Annotated in this window: 18 protein-coding genes; 8 read left to right on the top strand and 10 right to left on the bottom strand. The window is 41.2% G+C overall.

Annotated features, from left to right (window positions below; translation table 11 throughout):
• Positions 1–9 precede the first annotated feature (9 nt).
• Together HUZ36_RS10300 and HUZ36_RS10295 are read left to right on the top strand one after the other, a co-directional pair.
• Positions 10–372 (top strand): cupin domain-containing protein, encoded by a 363-nt coding sequence (locus HUZ36_RS10300; protein WP_252095701.1) that lies wholly within the window; start codon positions 10–12, stop codon positions 370–372.
• On the top strand, positions 356–796 hold the full coding sequence (locus tag HUZ36_RS10295; protein WP_147391093.1) for a hypothetical protein: 441 nt from the start codon (positions 356–358) through the stop codon (positions 794–796). The genes HUZ36_RS10300 and HUZ36_RS10295 overlap by 17 nt, the downstream gene beginning before the upstream one ends.
• 164 nt (positions 797–960) lie before the next feature.
• On the opposite strand, the gene HUZ36_RS10290 is transcribed toward HUZ36_RS10295, so the two are convergent.
• Together HUZ36_RS10290 and HUZ36_RS10285 are read right to left on the bottom strand one after the other, a co-directional pair.
• Positions 961–1,839 carry a hypothetical protein gene (locus HUZ36_RS10290; RefSeq protein ID WP_176032773.1) on the bottom strand — a complete coding sequence of 293 codons (879 nt, stop codon included), beginning with the start codon at positions 1,837–1,839 and terminating at the stop codon, positions 961–963.
• Between the two features lie 369 nt (positions 1,840–2,208).
• Positions 2,209–2,973, bottom strand: coding sequence for a substrate-binding periplasmic protein (locus tag HUZ36_RS10285; protein ID WP_176032772.1), 765 nt, complete (start codon positions 2,971–2,973; stop codon positions 2,209–2,211).
• Between the two features lie 188 nt (positions 2,974–3,161).
• On the opposite strand from HUZ36_RS10285, the gene HUZ36_RS10280 reads away from it, so the two are divergent.
• Both HUZ36_RS10280 and HUZ36_RS10275 read left to right on the top strand, forming a co-directional pair.
• Entirely contained in the window at positions 3,162–3,365 is a 204-nt protein-coding gene (locus HUZ36_RS10280; protein ID WP_176032744.1) for a hypothetical protein, read from the top strand.
• Between the two features lie 324 nt (positions 3,366–3,689).
• A complete protein-coding gene (locus tag HUZ36_RS10275; protein WP_125252655.1) occupies positions 3,690–4,073 on the top strand; it encodes a RidA family protein in 384 nt (127 codons plus the stop codon).
• Between the two features lie 312 nt (positions 4,074–4,385).
• Here HUZ36_RS10275 and HUZ36_RS10270 read toward each other — a convergent pair whose 3' ends face one another.
• Together HUZ36_RS10270 and HUZ36_RS10265 are read right to left on the bottom strand one after the other, a co-directional pair.
• Entirely contained in the window at positions 4,386–5,552 is a 1,167-nt protein-coding gene (locus HUZ36_RS10270) for a DUF1624 domain-containing protein (protein WP_176032771.1), read from the bottom strand.
• A 315-nt stretch (positions 5,553–5,867) separates the two neighbouring features.
• Positions 5,868–7,976 (bottom strand): TonB-dependent siderophore receptor, encoded by a 2,109-nt coding sequence (locus HUZ36_RS10265; protein ID WP_176032770.1) that lies wholly within the window; start codon positions 7,974–7,976, stop codon positions 5,868–5,870.
• 330 nt (positions 7,977–8,306) lie between these two features.
• On the opposite strand from HUZ36_RS10265, the gene HUZ36_RS10260 reads away from it, so the two are divergent.
• Positions 8,307–8,525 carry a DUF6500 family protein gene (locus HUZ36_RS10260; protein ID WP_128730658.1) on the top strand — a complete coding sequence of 73 codons (219 nt, stop codon included), beginning with the start codon at positions 8,307–8,309 and terminating at the stop codon, positions 8,523–8,525.
• Between the two features lie 106 nt (positions 8,526–8,631).
• Here HUZ36_RS10260 and HUZ36_RS10255 read toward each other — a convergent pair whose 3' ends face one another.
• The 5 genes from HUZ36_RS10255 to HUZ36_RS10235 all read right to left on the bottom strand — a co-directional run bounded on the left by HUZ36_RS10255 (position 8,632) and on the right by HUZ36_RS10235 (position 13,627).
• Positions 8,632–9,699, bottom strand: a complete 1,068-nt coding sequence (locus tag HUZ36_RS10255) for a hemin-degrading factor (protein ID WP_176032769.1) — start codon at positions 9,697–9,699, stop codon at positions 8,632–8,634.
• A 9-nt stretch (positions 9,700–9,708) separates the two neighbouring features.
• The gene (locus HUZ36_RS10250; protein ID WP_176032768.1) at positions 9,709–11,817 is read right to left on the bottom strand and encodes a TonB-dependent receptor domain-containing protein; all 2,109 of its coding nucleotides are present in this window, start codon (positions 11,815–11,817) and stop codon (positions 9,709–9,711) included.
• 150 nt (positions 11,818–11,967) lie between these two features.
• On the bottom strand, positions 11,968–12,375 hold the full coding sequence (locus HUZ36_RS10245) for an ExbD/TolR family protein (protein ID WP_176032767.1): 408 nt from the start codon (positions 12,373–12,375) through the stop codon (positions 11,968–11,970).
• The gene (locus tag HUZ36_RS10240; RefSeq protein ID WP_176032766.1) at positions 12,368–12,871 is read right to left on the bottom strand and encodes a MotA/TolQ/ExbB proton channel family protein; all 504 of its coding nucleotides are present in this window, start codon (positions 12,869–12,871) and stop codon (positions 12,368–12,370) included. The genes HUZ36_RS10245 and HUZ36_RS10240 overlap by 8 nt, the downstream gene beginning before the upstream one ends.
• 15 nt (positions 12,872–12,886) lie before the next feature.
• The gene (locus tag HUZ36_RS10235; protein ID WP_176032765.1) at positions 12,887–13,627 is read right to left on the bottom strand and encodes an energy transducer TonB; all 741 of its coding nucleotides are present in this window, start codon (positions 13,625–13,627) and stop codon (positions 12,887–12,889) included.
• 62 nt (positions 13,628–13,689) lie between these two features.
• Between HUZ36_RS10235 and HUZ36_RS10230 the strand changes: the two genes are divergently transcribed.
• From HUZ36_RS10230 to HUZ36_RS10220, 3 genes are read left to right on the top strand one after another with little or no spacing between them, the layout of a single operon-like run.
• Positions 13,690–14,607: a heme/hemin ABC transporter substrate-binding protein gene (locus tag HUZ36_RS10230; protein ID WP_176032764.1), complete on the top strand. Its 918-nt coding sequence runs from the start codon at positions 13,690–13,692 to the stop codon at positions 14,605–14,607.
• Positions 14,607–15,662 carry a FecCD family ABC transporter permease gene (locus HUZ36_RS10225; RefSeq protein WP_125252647.1) on the top strand — a complete coding sequence of 352 codons (1,056 nt, stop codon included), beginning with the start codon at positions 14,607–14,609 and terminating at the stop codon, positions 15,660–15,662. The genes HUZ36_RS10230 and HUZ36_RS10225 overlap by 1 nt, the downstream gene beginning before the upstream one ends.
• A gap of 1 nt (position 15,663) precedes the next feature.
• A complete protein-coding gene (locus tag HUZ36_RS10220; RefSeq protein ID WP_176032763.1) occupies positions 15,664–16,470 on the top strand; it encodes a heme ABC transporter ATP-binding protein in 807 nt (268 codons plus the stop codon).
• A gap of 44 nt (positions 16,471–16,514) precedes the next feature.
• On the opposite strand, the gene HUZ36_RS10215 is transcribed toward HUZ36_RS10220, so the two are convergent.
• Entirely contained in the window at positions 16,515–16,913 is a 399-nt protein-coding gene (locus HUZ36_RS10215; protein WP_147390401.1) for a nucleotide triphosphate diphosphatase NUDT15, read from the bottom strand.
• Positions 16,914–17,135 lie beyond the last annotated feature (222 nt).

Here is a 17,135-nt window from a genome sequence, read left to right as displayed (position 1 = left end):
GGTTTTCACTTGAAAGAAAAAATCAATTTAAAAGAAAAATTTTCAATGTTCAGCGAATTCTGGACTCCCAAAGTTATTGCTGAAATGAACGACTATCAATTTAAATTAGCCAAATTTAAAGATGATTTTACTTGGCACAAGCATGATGACACTGATGAGGTTTTTCTAGTGATTGAGGGTGAAATGGTAATCGAGTTTCGAGATAGTGAAATTGCGCTTGCAGAGGGCGAAATGTTTGTTGTCCCCAAAGGTGTTGAACACAAGCCATCCGCTAGAGCGGAATGTAAGGTGTTACTCGTTGAGCCAAGGGGTGTTATCAACACAGGTGAAAGAGTTGGCGAGCTAACTGCTGAAAATGATGTTTGGATTTAAACTGCTAACCTATCGCTCTAACGGGCGTTATATCACTATACGGCGTGACTCGCTTTTATTTATCCTTTTGGTATTGGTTAACCTGCTAGGGTGCTCTGAACAACAAAAAGTAGATAGTAAAATTAGCAAACAAGTAGTAGATGAGTGGAACGCTAAAATCGAAGGACAACGTCAAAAATCCAATAATTATAATGATTTTAAAGATTGGTTATCTTCTAACACACCAAAAGAAGACAAAAATTCTACTATGATAAAAAGCCTTACTGGCACTTCTAACTACGTAACATTAGATACCATAGCAAGTAAAACAGATCCGAACTGTTATATCGACATATCTTTACAATTTGAAGTTTCAGTCGATTCAATCGTCGAACATTATAAAGTTAGTGCTACACAAGTATGTCGATATAAAAATACTATATAAAAGGCTAGCCAACCCAAAGTTAATTCAAATCAATAATGAGAGTTAAAGCAAATTAACACAGACACCCTCTCAAATTTGTATCTATATTACGATGGGTGTCTGCTCTCTAATTTCGCAGCATGTTGACCAAATAAAACCAATAAGTTTTATCTGATAGTATTTGTTTATGCGTTAATAAACACTTCTGCTAACTTATCTAGCCGATCCGCTCTTAGACAATCGACAACCTCTGCCTCTACATCAGAAACTATTCCGCTGTGTTTAAGCTCAGCGAAGGCAGCAATGTATGATTCCTCGTGTTCATACCAAGCACAACGTTCACCGAAAGATGAAGTGAACTGATAGGTGATTAAATAATACTCCCGAGATTCTTGCCATACCTCGGTTGATTCGGTCGCCTTACGACCCTTGGCTTGCTTAACAAACAAGCGGAAAATTTCAGGGTTAAGATGATAAAAGCCGAAGCATACGTCGAGGCACTCGGTGAATTCCTCTTCTGAAAACGTACTAATGTCAATCTCAGGACGTTGTAGTAAACGGAACAGATAATCAGCTGTATATGGAATGGGATCTAGATAACCCACGATATCACACACTAATTTGAAAAATACAGTGATAGACATTCTCCCAGCTTGATGCAATTGCTTGAAACCAGGCTCAACTGTACTTTCGAAAAACTCAACATCAAACTCCATTCGGTTTGCGGTCATTTCAGTTGAGTAATAGTCATAAAATGGGAAGCCAATTCCAAGCGCAATACTATTGCGACAAGCCATTTCAATATAATCTGGCTGATGGTGATCCACCAATTCTCCCATGCAAACATCAAGCTTGATATCAGTGAGCACATCTCCCATTATTTCAGCATATTTTTCAATTTCTTTTATCTCAAGCGCTGCGGTTACATCAAGATAACTATCAAATAATTCTTCACTAAGCGCAACCACTGTTTTGGTATCTCCCGCTTCCAATGCGTTTTTCAATACAGTTAGATTCCCTGAGGTATAATCATTATACCAATTGCCAAAATAGTGTTGAGTCATGATGCGGTTTCCTTGTTGGTTGTGTGTACTACAAACTGGCTTTGATGGCGCAAAGGGTGAAACAGGATGTAAGGTAAACGAACACAAGCAACAGCGACGCGTAACGTGCGAACAATCGGGGTAAAATACATCCTTGTTTGAACTTTACTATTATTTCTAGCCAGTCACATAACTGGCGGCGAGCTTATCTTATTCAAAGATATTTGACCACAATATGAGGCGCTTTATTCGTCTTATTTTTAAAACTTGGATTATTAACTGTTCAAAACGCTTTCTATGACAACTCAAACCCGGTATTTATGATGGTAACAAGGTAAAAACTAACACAATATTTTTATATATATTATTGTGGACACCATATAAAGGAAGTTAAGGGACGGTGCTCAAAGCCACTTTAAATCGATTATCTTCTATGTACGTGGACAAAATCTTATTATATTCGCCACTTCCTTGGATTTGGGCAAGACCAAGGTTGAAGCGCCTGATGATCTGTTCGGCATTGGGATGTAACATGCTCACGCCAATATGAAGCGGCCAGCGAATAAGCGCAGGGTGATATGCTTGTAGTTGATTGTATTCAAGCTTTTTTGAGCGTTCATATTCAAACGCAAGATAATCTGCAATGGCAACTTCAGCTCTTCCTTTATTCACCAGCTCCAAGCAGGTATGTAAATTAAGCACATCGATGATGCGTAATTCATCAATACCATCGAGTAACGCGTGATAACCGTATCCTCGAACAGTCGCTACACTTCGATAGCGCAAGCTTTTAAGCCCCTGATAGTCGATTGGGTTGGTCTTTTTACTGATTAGTACCATTTCATTGTAAAAGTAAGGCGCGCTAAATAAGATACTTTTACGTCTTTCTTCAGTTTCCCAAAGTGCTACAACTAAATCTATTTGCCGATTTTCAACCATCATCATAATACGACTAAATGGTGCGGTTTTTATTTCAAATTCAATTCCTTGTGCTCGAAAGGCTGCCGACACAATATCATTGATAAGACCCTTGCCGTTTTCTTCGATATAGGGTGGCCACGCATTATGCCCACCTGTCAGCTTAGTTATTTTTGGCTGTGCTTGTATTGAAGTTAATGTGAATAAAAAAACAAGGTAGATGAGTTGTATTCTCATAAGTACACCTGCCACCAGCTGCTTACTCATAGTTTAGACTAATAAAATACATTTACTGAGTTGACTGTACGTAGCGCACTTTTCTTCGCGTGTGAGTTCTTCATGATATAAGCCCTAAAATTAATTGTTAGAGCTTGCCAAAGTTCTTTGTTATCTTACTTCTACAAGATCGCTACAGAGAAACCTAGATGGAATTTACAATCACTAGAATTCAAACCCCAATAGGGATATTCAGATTAAAAGGTCTTATGCCAGAGACTGCGGTGCTCAGTTTCTCTCATGCTGAATTTATGGGGTCGGATGGTTGGGTTGAAATTGACCTTGAATCTGATGGTGGGCGCTCAATTTTAAGCAGGATCGAGGCCGATATTATCTTACATTTACGGAGTTAATTGTATGAAATACATAAAGATAAGTTTATTTTAACTAGTCGTGATAATTTATAAATACTAACACAGACACCCACTGCAACTTCTATCTGTGCAACCTTGGAACCTGTGACTTCCCTTCAGCTTTCTTACTGCACTTTGTACTTATATTGAGCGTGGAGTGTGTGTCCGTGGATTGGCGACTTATTCATTGATATTATAATTTATCGCTGATAGGTTATTAAAACTACAAAATAAATTTAGCTGAAGCTTTGTTTTTCAATTGGTAGATAAGTGGGTAATCAAGAGTTAACCGCTTATTTACTGTTATAGCGCTAAGGAAAGAATATGCGAAAGCTGGTAAGTTCTGGTTCTCATCTAGAGGAACCAATTGGGTTCTCTCGCGCGTGTCGTATAGGTCAAAACATAGCCGTAGCTGGCACCGCTCCGATAGCCAATGGTAAAACGGTATTTATTGGAAACGTGTATGAACAAACGAAATATTGTTTGGAGATTTCGCTCAAAGCGATTGAAGAAGCAGGTGGCAGCATTGAAGATGTCATTCGCACTAGGATAATGCTCACTAATATCAAAGAGTGGGAACAAGCAGCTAAAGCCCATGGAGAGCTATTTTCGACTCAGCGTCCTGCTTGTACGTTTGTCGAGGTTAAAGGTTTCATTGATCCTGAGTGGCTGGTAGAAACTGAAATTGATGCAGTGGTATCTGAGTAGTAATAATTGCTTGAGAAAATAACTTGGACATCTATTACAAGAGAGATTATGTTTTGGTGAGAGTCTGCAATTTCCACAACCTCTTAATTTGTAATTAATTTTAGCATTTAGCGAAACTACCAAAAATATTATCGAGATATTTTTGTGTTATTTTTCAAGGAAAGGCAAAGTGAATTTTCCAAAAATAAAAACATCACGACTAATTTTAAACCAACTTGAAAACGCAACGAGCGCAGACACCCATTGCAATTTCTACCTTCGTTATAGTGGGTACCTGCTATCTATTCCTTCTATCAATTCTCTCTTGGGTCACTAAAAATATTTAATCCAGTGCGCTGATGTCTTGCGTTTGTATTCCGCAAACCATTTGCATAGAGGGTATAAAAGTACACTTAAGCACATCGCAAAAAGCCACACTTGCCAGACGTGATAAAAGCCGAAATATGCAGTTTTATCAATGCCATAATGCATGTTTTTGCCAAATAACCACTGCGCCACCATGCTAGAAACAAGCAATGCGTATAAGTGCATGATGTAGAAAAACATGGGAGCCGAGCCCAAAATTCTTACAGGCTCTAACAGCTTGAATGCGCTTATTTCTAACGCCGCTAATACAAATGCGCCAATTCCCAAAGTCAATAAAATAAAATCAAGAGACGGTGGATATTTGGTGAAGTTGAAAAAGTCCATCACAGTCAAAAGCGCGGTTGCCTGTTGAGACCATTCAAGAGTTTCGCCGTAAATGTTTAACCCTCTTAAAATCAATAACCCTAATAAAAGCAGCGCTCCACTTTGCATCAACATAGTTCTTCGCTTTTGCGAAGTTATTGAACTAGAAAATAAAGGTCCCACCGCATAGCCACACAGAATAACACCAATCCAAGGTAAAACTGGATAAGAGGCTTTTACCTTAATTAAAGCGCCTGTGACTAAATATCCTCGGTCATGCAAAATCGTCCATAGCGAATAACCAATCTCATGCGGCGCAAACTCTATGGGCGATAATAAGTTATGCCCCGCCACTATAATTACACCCAATATTGCGATGGTGCTTCGAGGTAAAGCGACCACAATGGCTAAAGCCACCATACTCACGCCAATGGCCCAGATAACTTGCAAGTAAACTGTTTGATAAGCGCCAAACCAAGAGAAATTGACTAATGTCATTTCTAGCAAAATTAAAAATAAGCCTCGCTTTAGCAAGAATGACTGAGCTGAACGCTTTGCACCGTTTGCGGGGTTTTCATACAGCCAAGCAGACAGACCTGTCAAAAACACAAAAATTGGCGCACAAAAATGTGCACTTAAACGGGTAAAATATAGTTCTGGACTCGTAGTTTGAATGTCCATAGGGTCAAGCACTTGAGCATGTAAGAAGAAACGTTCTCTCACATGATCAACCAGCATAAATAACATCACGATGCCACGGAGTATATCAATGGACGGCAAGCGCGTTTTACTGTTTTGAAGATGATTCATTACACCTTTTCTCGTGTTTTAAATGAAAAAACAGCCTAAATAACCTGAATTCGGGCTAATAACTTGTTCTCTGGCCGCTGTTATCCCAACAGCTGCGTTAAATTTGTTTGCAATAGGCTAACTATTAACACACAAACTTGTCTTGTATTAAGAAATAACTTTTGGCTAGCGTGATATTGCACCTTTTGAACTTAGGTATTTTTTATTAACCAAACACTTACCCCAAGTTCAAGTTAAATTCGATTACTCAAGCTGCTGCTTTTCAAATAGTGAAATTACTTAGAACACACTAAGACTGTTAGCTCATATTTAAGATCAGAACTGATACTTCACCGTCGCGCTGTAAGTTGTTGGTGAACCTGGCATAGTCCAAAGCTTGTGGTAAGAATTTTCAAAGTAAGCCTTATCAAACAGATTATTGATATCGAATTTCATGCTTACCTTGTCACTTATCTCTATCGATGCTGACAAGTTAACGAGAGTGTATGATGGCAAAATGAAGTTTGCATCTGTTGTTTCGCCTAAACGATCACCCACATAATTTACAGTTGCACCAAGGTAAGATACTTTACCTAAAAGTGTGGTGTAATGTTTTAGTGAAACATGGCCAATATGATCAGCAATATTAATTAAACGCGAGCCTTTTGGAATAGGCACGCCCCAATCGGCATTAACCACGTCATTTGCTGTTTTTGCATCTGTGTAAGCATAAGCAAATTCAAGCACTGTATCACCTGTCAGCTCAGTGGTTAGTTGAAAATCAACACCTTGGCTTTCAACTTCACCTAATGTTGCCGATAAACCCGTATCTGGCTCAGCGGTTAACATGTTGGTTTTTTGCGCATCAAAAAGTGCAATACTCCCCGAAAAACGACCTGCAATACTTTGCCACTTTGCACCGATTTCGAATGATTTGGTTTCTTCTGGTTCGAACGCATTACGGTTTGAATCAAGACCCGGATTTGGTCTAAAGCCTTCGGCATAACTTGTATACAGATTAACTTGATCATTCGCACTATAAATAAGACCAAAGCGTGGTGTAAACTCAGTTTGCTCTTGGCTTTGAGCTTCATCACTGCGTAAGTTAAGAATGTTTTGCTCAAACTTATCAACGCGTACCCCCACTAACACCTTTGACTTTTCAGTCAGTTCAATGAGATTTTGGGCATAAAGGCCTAAGCCTTTTTGATTTTCCTCTGTCAGCGTTTTTTGTACTGGTTCAGGTTGAACTTGAGTGTAATCTGGATTGTGAGGATCAATGGTATAAGTCGTATCACCCGAGCCCCATGCCGTGCGCCATACTTTGTAGTCGGTATCTATATCAAGATTATAGTGATCAACACCCACTAAAATATTATGTGTTAAGCTGCCAAGTTCAACTTCGCCATTTAATTCAAAGCGGGCTGATACATCGAGAGCTTGATAATCTCGATCTCTTCGTTGGCGCGACAGTAGATTTTCGTCGGTATAAACCAGTTGTCTACCGGCTGATAACTCAGTATCAGAAGATAGGCCTTTAAAAGAAGAGTCTCGGTAAGCAAAACCTGTCAGTAAATGCCAATCACCGTTTAACTTATGAGTTAACACTAACTGATGACCTAGTGCCTCAACTTGGTGCGCGCCATCACGAATATCTCCGTAAAAAGCATCCGCTTTCACACCATCAAAGCTATTATTCAGAATATATACACCTCTATCTAAAGGCTTTTTCTGATCGAGTACTTCCATTTCGTAGCTCAGGCTGGTGTTATCAGAAATATTCCACACTACCGATGGCGATAAATGTAAGCTTTCGACTGAAACATGATCTCGGTGTGTATTTGAGTCTTCGTATGAACCATTTAGTCGATATGCGGCCTCTTTATTCAAGGCATTGGTATAATCAAATTCAAACTGTTTCTTACTGTAATTACCCAATGTTGTTTGAATATAACCTTGTTCGTCGAATTGCGGTTTTTTGGTGATGATATTGATAGTGCCACCCGGTTCACCTTGTCCATAAAGTGCAGAGCCTGGACCTTTCATCACTTCGATACTTTCGATGTTAGCGGTGTTCCTATTACCGTTATAACCTCGAGAATTAAAGCCATTCACTAGGTAACCTGATGGGTTATTTTCATCTCCAGAGAAACCACGAATGGCAAAGCTATCGAACATACCACCTGAGTTATTCTGTCTAACTATACTTGGTGAAAGCTCTAGGGCTTCCATAAAACGGGTAATGCTCTCACTCTCTAGCGTGTCAGAGCTAATCATATCGACTGCTTGCGGAGTTTGAACTATAGGCACATTACCACGGTAAGGTTGCCATACACGTTTAACTTCAATGTGTTCAATGTCTTCACTTGAGTTTGATTGAACAACATCTTGCGCAATGACACCATTAGATGCCACCAAAAGTGAGAGTAGTAATTTATTTTTCAAAAAGACCTCGATTTCATGAATGATAAATTCAGTACAATATAACATAGCAGAAGCCATTGTTGTTATATACTGAAAAGTAAATTGACTTTATCTTTGCGCATTTAATCGAAAATTATGACGTGATTGAACTTTAAAGTTCACTCTTCGAACAACTAAGGAGCACGCTAATCATTCATTTGAGTGCGATGGTCGCTGTTATGATACTAATTCCCTGAATTAACTTGAGATTGAAGTAATTAACCTATAAGCACACTAACGTAAGCTGCTCTTGTATTCGCTATTTGTGATGTGTATGGTGGCAGGCATTATACACTCCCCCAGATATATCCAATGCGTGATTCTTTAAGAACCAAAGTGATAGAGGTTTGCACTAAAAAGATTAAGCACAAAGGTGAGAATGTTGGTGTCTCATTTTACGCTTTTTTTGCTAATAAAAATGATGATCCAGAGCTGTTAATGGAAGCTGCTACTTGGTGGATAAAAACACACCGGCTAAATCATTTCGAGAAAGCCAGCAAAATCATTGAAATGATAGAACTTGGTAAATAATTACTTGAATCACTAGAAGTCAACAGCATCCATTTTCTACCTTTGAGTAAAAGGGCTCGTTTATAGAGCCCTCTTCAATATCACTAGCCTCATACTAGCTCAAGTATTATGCAGCGACTTGTCCTTTATGGATCAACCTTTCACACAGTGCTTGCCATTCGTTGGTTTGTTTTTTGCCTTCAATTCTGCGACCAAACAATGTTAATACCGTCTCACGATTGGCATCGAAAAACTCTATTGAAGTCACCACAGTGTCCCCATTATCCGTTGGTTTTCTAACCACAAATGCACGTGTTAGCTCATCAGCTTTTATGTGTAGGTTAAAATCAGGATCAAGCACATTATACCAAGAACCAACTTGTTTGAGGTTGTCGACTTTGCCAGAAAAAATCTGCACCGCACCTTGATTACCTACGAATACCATGATCTCTTGCTTGAATGTTTTTGCCTGTTGAAAAATATCTTCAAGTGCAAAATTATGAAGCTCAAAACTCCACGGCGAGCCTACCAATTCCAGTGCTTGTAAGCGCTCAAGTTGATGCGACGCTAGCAATTTTGGAAAGTGGTGTACATCTTCAAGTTCACCCCATTGCGTTCTAAAGTTGTCTAGCTGCGATGTGCTCGGTGATGTTAATTCAACCTCTGCTGACTCAAAAGGTACAACGGTCAATGGGCGCGATGATATCGATTGATAGCGTGCTTTTATATTTACTAGCTCATTAAAATCTGAATCCGCAGTCGTATACACTTTGTGTACTGCACACCCATGTTTATCAAAAAATTGGAAGCTTGTGTGGCGCTCAGTTTCAACTAAAAAGGCACTCTGCCAGCGATATAAAAATAGCCTTAAGTCAATGCCTCCGGGATTAATAGCAATGCCACTTAATTTCCCGTTATTCTCTGAGACATATAGCTTTTCATACACTCCTTTGATCTCATTGACTACCGAGCCATTGCGAGTCAATGCCATGACCTTGCCTAACTTTTTTAAGCTTTTGAGAATCTCAGGCAACTGCGCCTCATCTAAGCGCGTTATTGACGCTGTTACCGGTTCATCAAGCTGAGCATATAACAGTTCGGCCTCACTCACCCCCAATTGCATTGCAGCATCAACTGGTCGAAGCCTTGGCTCACCCACAAGTAACGTTTTATAGTCTTGAATAAGTTGGTTCATTATCTCTCCTTAAAAGCGCCAGCTGATCTGGGTTTTAATGTTACGGCCAAAGCCATAGTCACCAATGCCACCACCTGTACCAGCCATAAGTTTGTATTCTTTGTTAAAGACATTATCAATGGCTACTCTTAGGTTAAAAGCACTATTAATGTCCCAACTTGCATACAAGTCAGTCAGGGTGTAACTCTTTTGCGTTTGTGTAGCATATTGCCGGGTTGCTCTGTCCATCACTTGTACATCGCGCGAGCCACGTCGCACTATTTGCGCGCCAACCTGTAGTGAGTTATCAAACAATGATGTACCTAAATCCAGAGCGATTTTATCAGCTGGTAAATACCAAAGTGGTTCGTTATTTTGATCTTCGCCATCAATATCACTATAGGTAAAGTTGCTGTAAAAACGTGGCGTTGCAAAATTCACTTCTAACTCAACACCATCTCTGTCGTTGCTTGCCCTATTAGCATAACGCGGTGCAGGGACAGGGTTTATAACGTTACTGGTGACTGATGTGATCTCATCATCCACCGAAATATCAAAGTAAATAAAACGTGCGGTTAATGTGTCGTTGTCTGTAAGTATGTTATTTGCCTGATAAGTCACACCCACTTCAGTGTTGTTACTATATTCTACGTCCAACTCTAAGCCTGGCTGCCTGCCTCCATATTGGTCATACAACTCGTCAATTAGAGGAGCTCGAAAACCTTCTTGGCGGTTTGCAAATACGGCCCATTGTGGCGTCAATTGATAGTTTACGCTGAGCGCTCCTGCCCAGTCGCTGTGTGTCAATTTAGTATCCAGTGTTGAAAAAGCTTGTTGAAATTTAGCAGTTGGCGAGGTGCTGTAACGCTCATAACGAAGCCCTGCAATCACGGTAAGTTGCTGCCAATTAAATTCATCCTGAATATACACACCAGAGCGCTTTTGTGTGCCTCCAGGTTGTGATGTCATCTCAGCAGTAGTTGGAGTAGTGCCGTATTGCTCACAAGCATACGTCTCATAATTAATTTTTAGACAAGGTAATGCAGTCTTTTCTCCAATTCGTTCTTTATCGGTATACTGCACCCCGTAAGTTACAGTATGTGACCCTAAGACACTGGTATTCATTACATCTAAGGTGGTGATATTGTATTCGTAGTTTGACTCAATACCGATATAATCTTTTAACATCCCTACCCCATCAGATTCGGTAACCTCACTGCTGGTGAAGCCAACTTTGGCACTCAAATCAATTAACGCATTGTTAGCGGGGTTATATTCATAGCTGAGGTTAGCAACTGACTGTTCAACTTCACGATATACTGTGCCCCATGCGCCGGGATCTGTGGTATTGAACTCAGTTCTTTGGTCGTCTTTGGTTTGTGTATAACTTGCGCCTATAATCGCATCATCGCTAACAAAGTACTCCCCTTTGAGCAATACAGAACTATTTTCAATCGCAGAGTTTTCTAGCGTTTCATCATTGGAAAGTTCCCAATCATCACTCTCTCGCTTGACTATTGCGCCAAGAATATCCAATGAGTCATTGGGCCTTGCGAAAGCTACAACTGAACCATTTTTTTGTTCATTATTGCTGTCATAGCCTAGTTTTACTTTAGCTCCCGCAGATTCGCCATCTTGCAAAAAGTCAGCTGCATCTTTTAACTCAAATTGCACAACACCACCAAGCGCTCCGCCACCATGCAGTACTGTACTAGTACCGCGCTTAATGCTAATGGAGCGATAGAGATCAGGATCTGTAAATAAGCTTCCCATGCGATACTTTTCAAAAGTCTGCAACATACCATCGATGGTAACCATTACATCCTCTGCGTCACTAAAACCACGGATATTAAATTTATGACCCGTCGATCTTGGCCCACCATTCGCTGAAACGTTTGCAATGGTGTCTAGGGTATCAAACACATTACTGTCCAGCTTACGCTCAATCTGCTCTGAAGAAATAACATTCACTGCCTGCGCAGACTGTAAAGCTGTTTTTTGTGTACGAGTGGCAGTTACCGTAACTGCATCAAGATCGGTTTTTATTACTTCGGATGATTGAGTAGCAGAAGAAGCTGCTTGCACCCAGGTGGCAGAAGTTGCAAGCGCGATGAAAAGAGTTAATTTAGATAAACGCATAAGAATACTCCAAGTGTCGTTATTGGTATTCATACTTCAGCTCTGCCCCTGTTTGTCCCTAATGCCCATAGAATAAATACAGGCTTTCCTCAGTGAAGTATGATTTTCGCGGCGCAATATAACACACCCAAATCTAAATGGTAATTATTTTTATTCGCTTTTAACAATTAGATTTGCAACTTGGATATTTAATTCGCTTAGTTTTGCAAATAACGACACCAGGGCTTCACTCGGTACATGTTTATCTACCGCAATAAAAATAGTTTCGGAATTATCTAGATGCGCGAGCGCTTGCACTAAAGTATGCTCAGCGCTAAAGGGTTGTTCATCAATGGCGTAACTCACTTCATCATTGCTAAGCAATAGGCTCACAACCTTGGGGGTTTGCTTCAATTCAACTTCAGCTTGTTCGCCGGCACTGGGTAAGTTCACCTCAAGTACATTTAATTTCACCGCCACACTGAGTAGTAAGAACACAAGTACGATAAATAATACATCTAGCAACGCAGTCAGATCGGCGCCAAGATGCTGGGCTTTCGGAGCTGGTAATTCAAGCATGTGCTTCACCCGTCGATAAAAGTTGGGCGTTCATACACAGTGTTAATTCACTTTGAAATCGATCCACCACAGCTTGCAATACCCCATAAACGAGTAAACATGGCATTGCGATAGCCAATCCAGCCATTGTCGAATACATGGCTTCCCACAGTCCGTCAGCCAAGAGTGCAGGTGTTACCGCTTGCTGGGTTTTAGCTATTGTTTTAAACATCAATACTAACCCCCATACAGTACCAAACAGTCCCATCAGCGGACTCAAAGTACCAATAATACTTAACATCGCTAAGCGCTTTCGCCATTCAAAAACATACTCTTGCAAGCATAATGCGGCACGTTGTTGATCCCTGAAAGTCTGTTTATTTTGCTTAATATTACGCACCTTTATCCATGCTTGGCTGAGCACCCAGCAACGCTCAATGATGATGGCAAACGCAATAATTGATAAACAAAGAAACGGCCATTGCATCGGCCCAAGTTGAGAAAACCACGACTGCATTGTTTTATACTCACTTTAAGATAGAGAAAATTTAATAGGTACGGTGAATAAGGCCTTTACCGCACTACCGTTATGAATAACTGGATGAAACTGCCACTGCTCAACATTTTGCCGAGCAGCGGTGTCTAGACTTTGGTATCCACTGCTTTTAATTAACGTTAAATTGGTGATCCTTCCTTCTTGATTCAGTTCAATCTCAAAAATACTAACGCCTTCAAGACCGCGACGCCTTGCCCTAAGCGGATAACTCAAAGCGGGTCTTGGCGCTTTAAATAGCGGCAACTTACTGAGTCGTACTGGGGTATTGTCATTATTACTGATTTCGCTCGGTCGCTGAGCCGTTGCAAGTTGTTGGGTCGTGTGCTTAGGCTCCTCCATAGGAGCTGCCACAGGTTTCACGGGTTCAATCTGTTCCGTTTTATTAGCAACTTGTATGTCGTCTGGTGTTGTAGTTTTAACTGGTTTTTCCTGCGCTTGCGATACCGCTGCCGTTTCTGATTTTATTTCAGTCTCACTGTCTTGGCTTTTTTTTAGTGCATGAGTAACGCCCTTAAACTGAGATGATACTGCCTGAGACACAGCCTTAGACGCTGTTACTGGTGTTGGAGAAGAAAACGAAAGCACCAAAGGTGTAGTTACTTTACTTACCTCATGGGCGCTGACACCTGCGCTCCACTGCGGCTCCACACTAGCTGGCGATATCCACCACAAACCATGTAGAAATATGGACACTGCAATACAGAGAATAAATTTCATATTGATAAAAGCAAATGATAACTGTTACTATTCGCAATAAATATAACAAGTTTGGATTTGTAATGAAAGCTAAAATTACAGCACTATTGACCTTTGGATTACTTACCTGTGCCACATTGCAGCAGCCAGTCTTTGCTGATGAAAGTGACCAAAAGATTGTCGTTTCTGGCGGCTCTATCACTGAGATTATCTATGCGCTTGGCGAGCAAAAGCGCATTGTAGGTGTAGATAGCACAAGTGTATTCCCAGCTGTTGCCACCCAAAAACCACAAATAGGTTATGTAAGAAAAATTAATGTCGAGGGAATTTTGTCACTTAATCCAGATCTCCTCCTTGGCGAAGCCGATACAGGCCCAGACAAAGTGTTACAACAACTCCAAGATACTGGATTACAGACACACATTTTTAGTGAGAATGACAATCTCTCAGGTGTGGAGGCAAAAATAGCCAAAGTTGCACAGCTGCTAGCTGTTGAACAAAAAGGCCAAGCGCTTATTGACTATATTCAAGCTGATAGAAAAGCACTGATACACGTGCTTGAGCAAGTCGACCACAAACCAAAAGTGTTATTTGTATTAAGTCTTCGCAGTGGTCAGCCAATTGTTGCAGGAGCAGGAAACTCAGCACATGAGGTGATCACCGCAGCAGGAGGGATCAATGTTGCAGCCACACATTTTGAGGGTTGGAAGCCGTTAGCAACTGAGTCAGCTATCGCGATGAACCCTGATGTGATTATTAGTATGGGGCGTCATGGCGATCAAAAAGCGACGGATTTAAGCCAAGTGCCTCACTTTAAATTCTCAAATGCAGTAAAAAACAACCGAGTTTTATTAATCGACGGAACATACTTGCTTGGTATGGGTCCACGTACACCTCAAGCTGTGGTCGAGCTGGCGACATTACTCCACCCTAACACCACTTTGCCAAATGATTACCGATTCCGAGCTGCTCAGTCAGCACCAGTAAATGAGTCACTATAATGCTAGCACTAGAGCAATCTTTGATCCCCGCAGATGTCGCTAGAAAATGGATGATTGCAGGACTTGCTGTTGGCTGTGTTTTGGTTAGTGTAATTGGCTTGACAGTAGGTGGAGTAGACATCAGCTATGAGCGCCTAATCGCTATTCTTTTTTCGAGTCATGAAGATACCCTAGAACAAGCGGTGATCTGGCAGATCCGTATGCCAAGGCTCGTACTTGCTGTTATTGTTGGAGCAGGGCTTGGTGCTTGTGGCGCTGCAATGCAGGCTATTTTCAGAAACCCTCTTGCCGATCCGGGCTTAATCGGCATTTCAAGTGGTGCCGCACTTGGTGCAATTAGTACTATCGTGCTTGGAAGCTCATTACTTAGTGACTTTACCGCTTACTACGGAATTTATGCCGTGCCAATTGGTGCCTTTTTAGGCTGCCTTTGTGTGTGTAGCATCATCTACCGGTTATCTAGTCAAGGCAATCGCTTTACGATTGTTAGCCTCTTGTTAGCGGGAATAGCCGTTAATGCGATTGTCGGCGCTGTAATAGGTATTTTAACCTTAATTAGCTCAGATCAGCAGTTACGTGATCTCACCTTTTGGAGCATGGGGTCGCTTGCTGGAAACAGCTTTCAGATGATCATTCCTTCGCTGTGTTTGATGCTGGCATGTTGTTTTGGCTTCAGCCGTTTAGCGCAGCCTCTCAACTTGTACTTATTAGGTGAGCAACAAGCCAAGCATTTGGGAGTAGATGTCGTTAGTCTAAAAAAGAAAGTGTTCGCCTTTACCGCTTTGTGTACAGGTGCCGCAGTGGCGCTAACTGGTATAATTGGCTTTGTCGGCTTTATCGTGCCACATATAGTACGCTTGTTAATCGGCCCTGATCATCGATATTTATTGCCCGCTTCAATGCTTGGTGGTGCCATCTTATTATGTTTAGCCGATTTGCTTGCGCGTACTCTCATTCTTCCCTCTGAATTACCAATAGGCCTTATTACCAGTGCACTGGGTGGCCCATTTTTTCTCATTATGCTGGTTAAAACATATCGTTTGAAGGAGCTGTAAAATGTTAATTGCCAACAAAGTTAGTGTACAAGTAGGGAAAAAATCACTGCTCAGTGGTATCGACTTTGCTATTCGCCCCGGTGAAGTTGCAGTTGTCCTCGGCCCAAATGGCGCAGGAAAGTCAACCCTGCTAAAAGCGCTATGTGGCGATATAACCTTGAGCGAAGGCACTATCACCTACCACCAGCAAAGGTTGCACGACATAGACAGCTTGTCACTTTCACATCTGCGAGCAGTGCTTACACAGCAGTATGATTGTGAATTTCCATTTAGTGTACAAGAAATTGTAGATATGGCTCACTATGTCCATCAAGAGAGTCATACTGTGGATTCATTGCGCCGCTACTCTAAAAAAGCGATGCAAATTTTATCTGTTGAGCACTTAGCACAGCGCAGCTTTACTCGACTTTCAGGGGGAGAAAAGCAGCGGGTACAGTTTGCTCGGGTACTTTGCCAGCTACTGCCAAGTTTAGACGCAAAAAAACCATGCTATTTGATGATTGATGAACCGACAGCCAGTCTGGATTTATACCACCAATATCAAGTCATGAAGCTAGCACAAAGCATTGCAAAACAAGGCGCGGGTGTAATAGCTGTAGTCCATGATCTGGCACTTGCAGCCAGTTTTGCCGATACCGTATATCTGCTAGAAAAAGGAAAACTTGTTGCATCGGGAGCACCTGCACACGTGTTGAATAAAGCGCAGCTTCGCAAAACCTATGGGATCGAAGCACAATTAACTCAATCCGAGACATTTTTGCCGACGCTAGGTGTTTCTAGGGAGTTTGACCTCAATACCGCACTGTAATGAGCATTTGAGCAGGCTGGTCAACACCGGCCTGCTCCTCATGTTTATAGCTTGTGCTGGGCTAAAAAATGGGTCAAAGGTAAAAACAGAGGCTGCGGCAACGCATCCAATGCAAACCACCGCCAATGCTTACATTTATCTGGCTCTTTTACCTGTGCATGGTGATCATCACACGTCGCTTTCACAAACAAAGTCACATAATGCTTTTGCTCTTGCGCAAAAAAGTCATTGGTAAAGCCGAGTTTTTCTACGGTAACTACGTTCAAGCCTGTTTCTTCAAGCACTTCTCTTTTGGCACATGTTTCAATGGTTTCCCCATACTCCAAATGCCCACCAGGGGTCGCCCATGTATTGGCACCATGTGCGCCTATGCGCTCACCAAGTAAGATTTTATCTTTATACATGATGATTACACCAACTCCAACGCGTACTGCTTGCTCCATTTCTTTTCCTTATGCCAATTCGCTTAATACTTGCTCAATGTTAAGGCCAGTTAACCTCAACTGTGACATTCTATACTATTACCACACAGTCCATACGTTATTTTTGAAACGCAAACCTGACGATAACAACACGACATTGGCACTGTGCTAATTCACATCTACGTTCTTATTTCTCCCTAACGCTTGTGAAAACGAGTATTTTATCCCACAAGTAAGGCTTAG

Origin of the sequence: Pseudoalteromonas sp. McH1-7, from assembly GCF_013366255.1 — a bacterium.
In the GTDB taxonomy this organism is placed as follows: Bacteria; Pseudomonadota; Gammaproteobacteria; order Enterobacterales; family Alteromonadaceae; genus Pseudoalteromonas; species Pseudoalteromonas peptidolytica.
This window is presented reverse-complemented; position numbering and strand designations above follow the sequence as displayed.

What these genes read in the sequence shown, in the direction of transcription:
- HUZ36_RS10295 (WP_147391093.1), top strand. Translation starts at nt 356, where the DNA reads ATGATGTTTGGATTTAAACTGCTAACCTATCGCTCTAACGGGCGTTAT.
- HUZ36_RS10290 (WP_176032773.1), bottom strand. Translation starts at nt 1,839, where the DNA reads ATGACTCAACACTATTTTGGCAATTGGTATAATGATTATACCTCAGGG.
- HUZ36_RS10285 (WP_176032772.1), bottom strand. Translation starts at nt 2,973, where the DNA reads ATGAGAATACAACTCATCTACCTTGTTTTTTTATTCACATTAACTTCA.
- HUZ36_RS10280 (WP_176032744.1), top strand. Translation starts at nt 3,162, where the DNA reads ATGGAATTTACAATCACTAGAATTCAAACCCCAATAGGGATATTCAGA.
- HUZ36_RS10275 (WP_125252655.1), top strand. Translation starts at nt 3,690, where the DNA reads ATGCGAAAGCTGGTAAGTTCTGGTTCTCATCTAGAGGAACCAATTGGG.
- HUZ36_RS10270 (WP_176032771.1), bottom strand. Translation starts at nt 5,552, where the DNA reads ATGAATCATCTTCAAAACAGTAAAACGCGCTTGCCGTCCATTGATATA.
- HUZ36_RS10260 (WP_128730658.1), top strand. Translation starts at nt 8,307, where the DNA reads ATGCGTGATTCTTTAAGAACCAAAGTGATAGAGGTTTGCACTAAAAAG.
- HUZ36_RS10255 (WP_176032769.1), bottom strand. Translation starts at nt 9,699, where the DNA reads ATGAACCAACTTATTCAAGACTATAAAACGTTACTTGTGGGTGAGCCA.
- HUZ36_RS10250 (WP_176032768.1), bottom strand. Translation starts at nt 11,817, where the DNA reads ATGCGTTTATCTAAATTAACTCTTTTCATCGCGCTTGCAACTTCTGCC.
- HUZ36_RS10245 (WP_176032767.1), bottom strand. Translation starts at nt 12,375, where the DNA reads ATGCTTGAATTACCAGCTCCGAAAGCCCAGCATCTTGGCGCCGATCTG.
- HUZ36_RS10240 (WP_176032766.1), bottom strand. Translation starts at nt 12,871, where the DNA reads ATGCAGTCGTGGTTTTCTCAACTTGGGCCGATGCAATGGCCGTTTCTT.
- HUZ36_RS10235 (WP_176032765.1), bottom strand. Translation starts at nt 13,627, where the DNA reads ATGAAATTTATTCTCTGTATTGCAGTGTCCATATTTCTACATGGTTTG.
- HUZ36_RS10230 (WP_176032764.1), top strand. Translation starts at nt 13,690, where the DNA reads ATGAAAGCTAAAATTACAGCACTATTGACCTTTGGATTACTTACCTGT.
- HUZ36_RS10225 (WP_125252647.1), top strand. Translation starts at nt 14,607, where the DNA reads ATGCTAGCACTAGAGCAATCTTTGATCCCCGCAGATGTCGCTAGAAAA.
- HUZ36_RS10220 (WP_176032763.1), top strand. Translation starts at nt 15,664, where the DNA reads ATGTTAATTGCCAACAAAGTTAGTGTACAAGTAGGGAAAAAATCACTG.
- HUZ36_RS10215 (WP_147390401.1), bottom strand. Translation starts at nt 16,913, where the DNA reads ATGGAGCAAGCAGTACGCGTTGGAGTTGGTGTAATCATCATGTATAAA.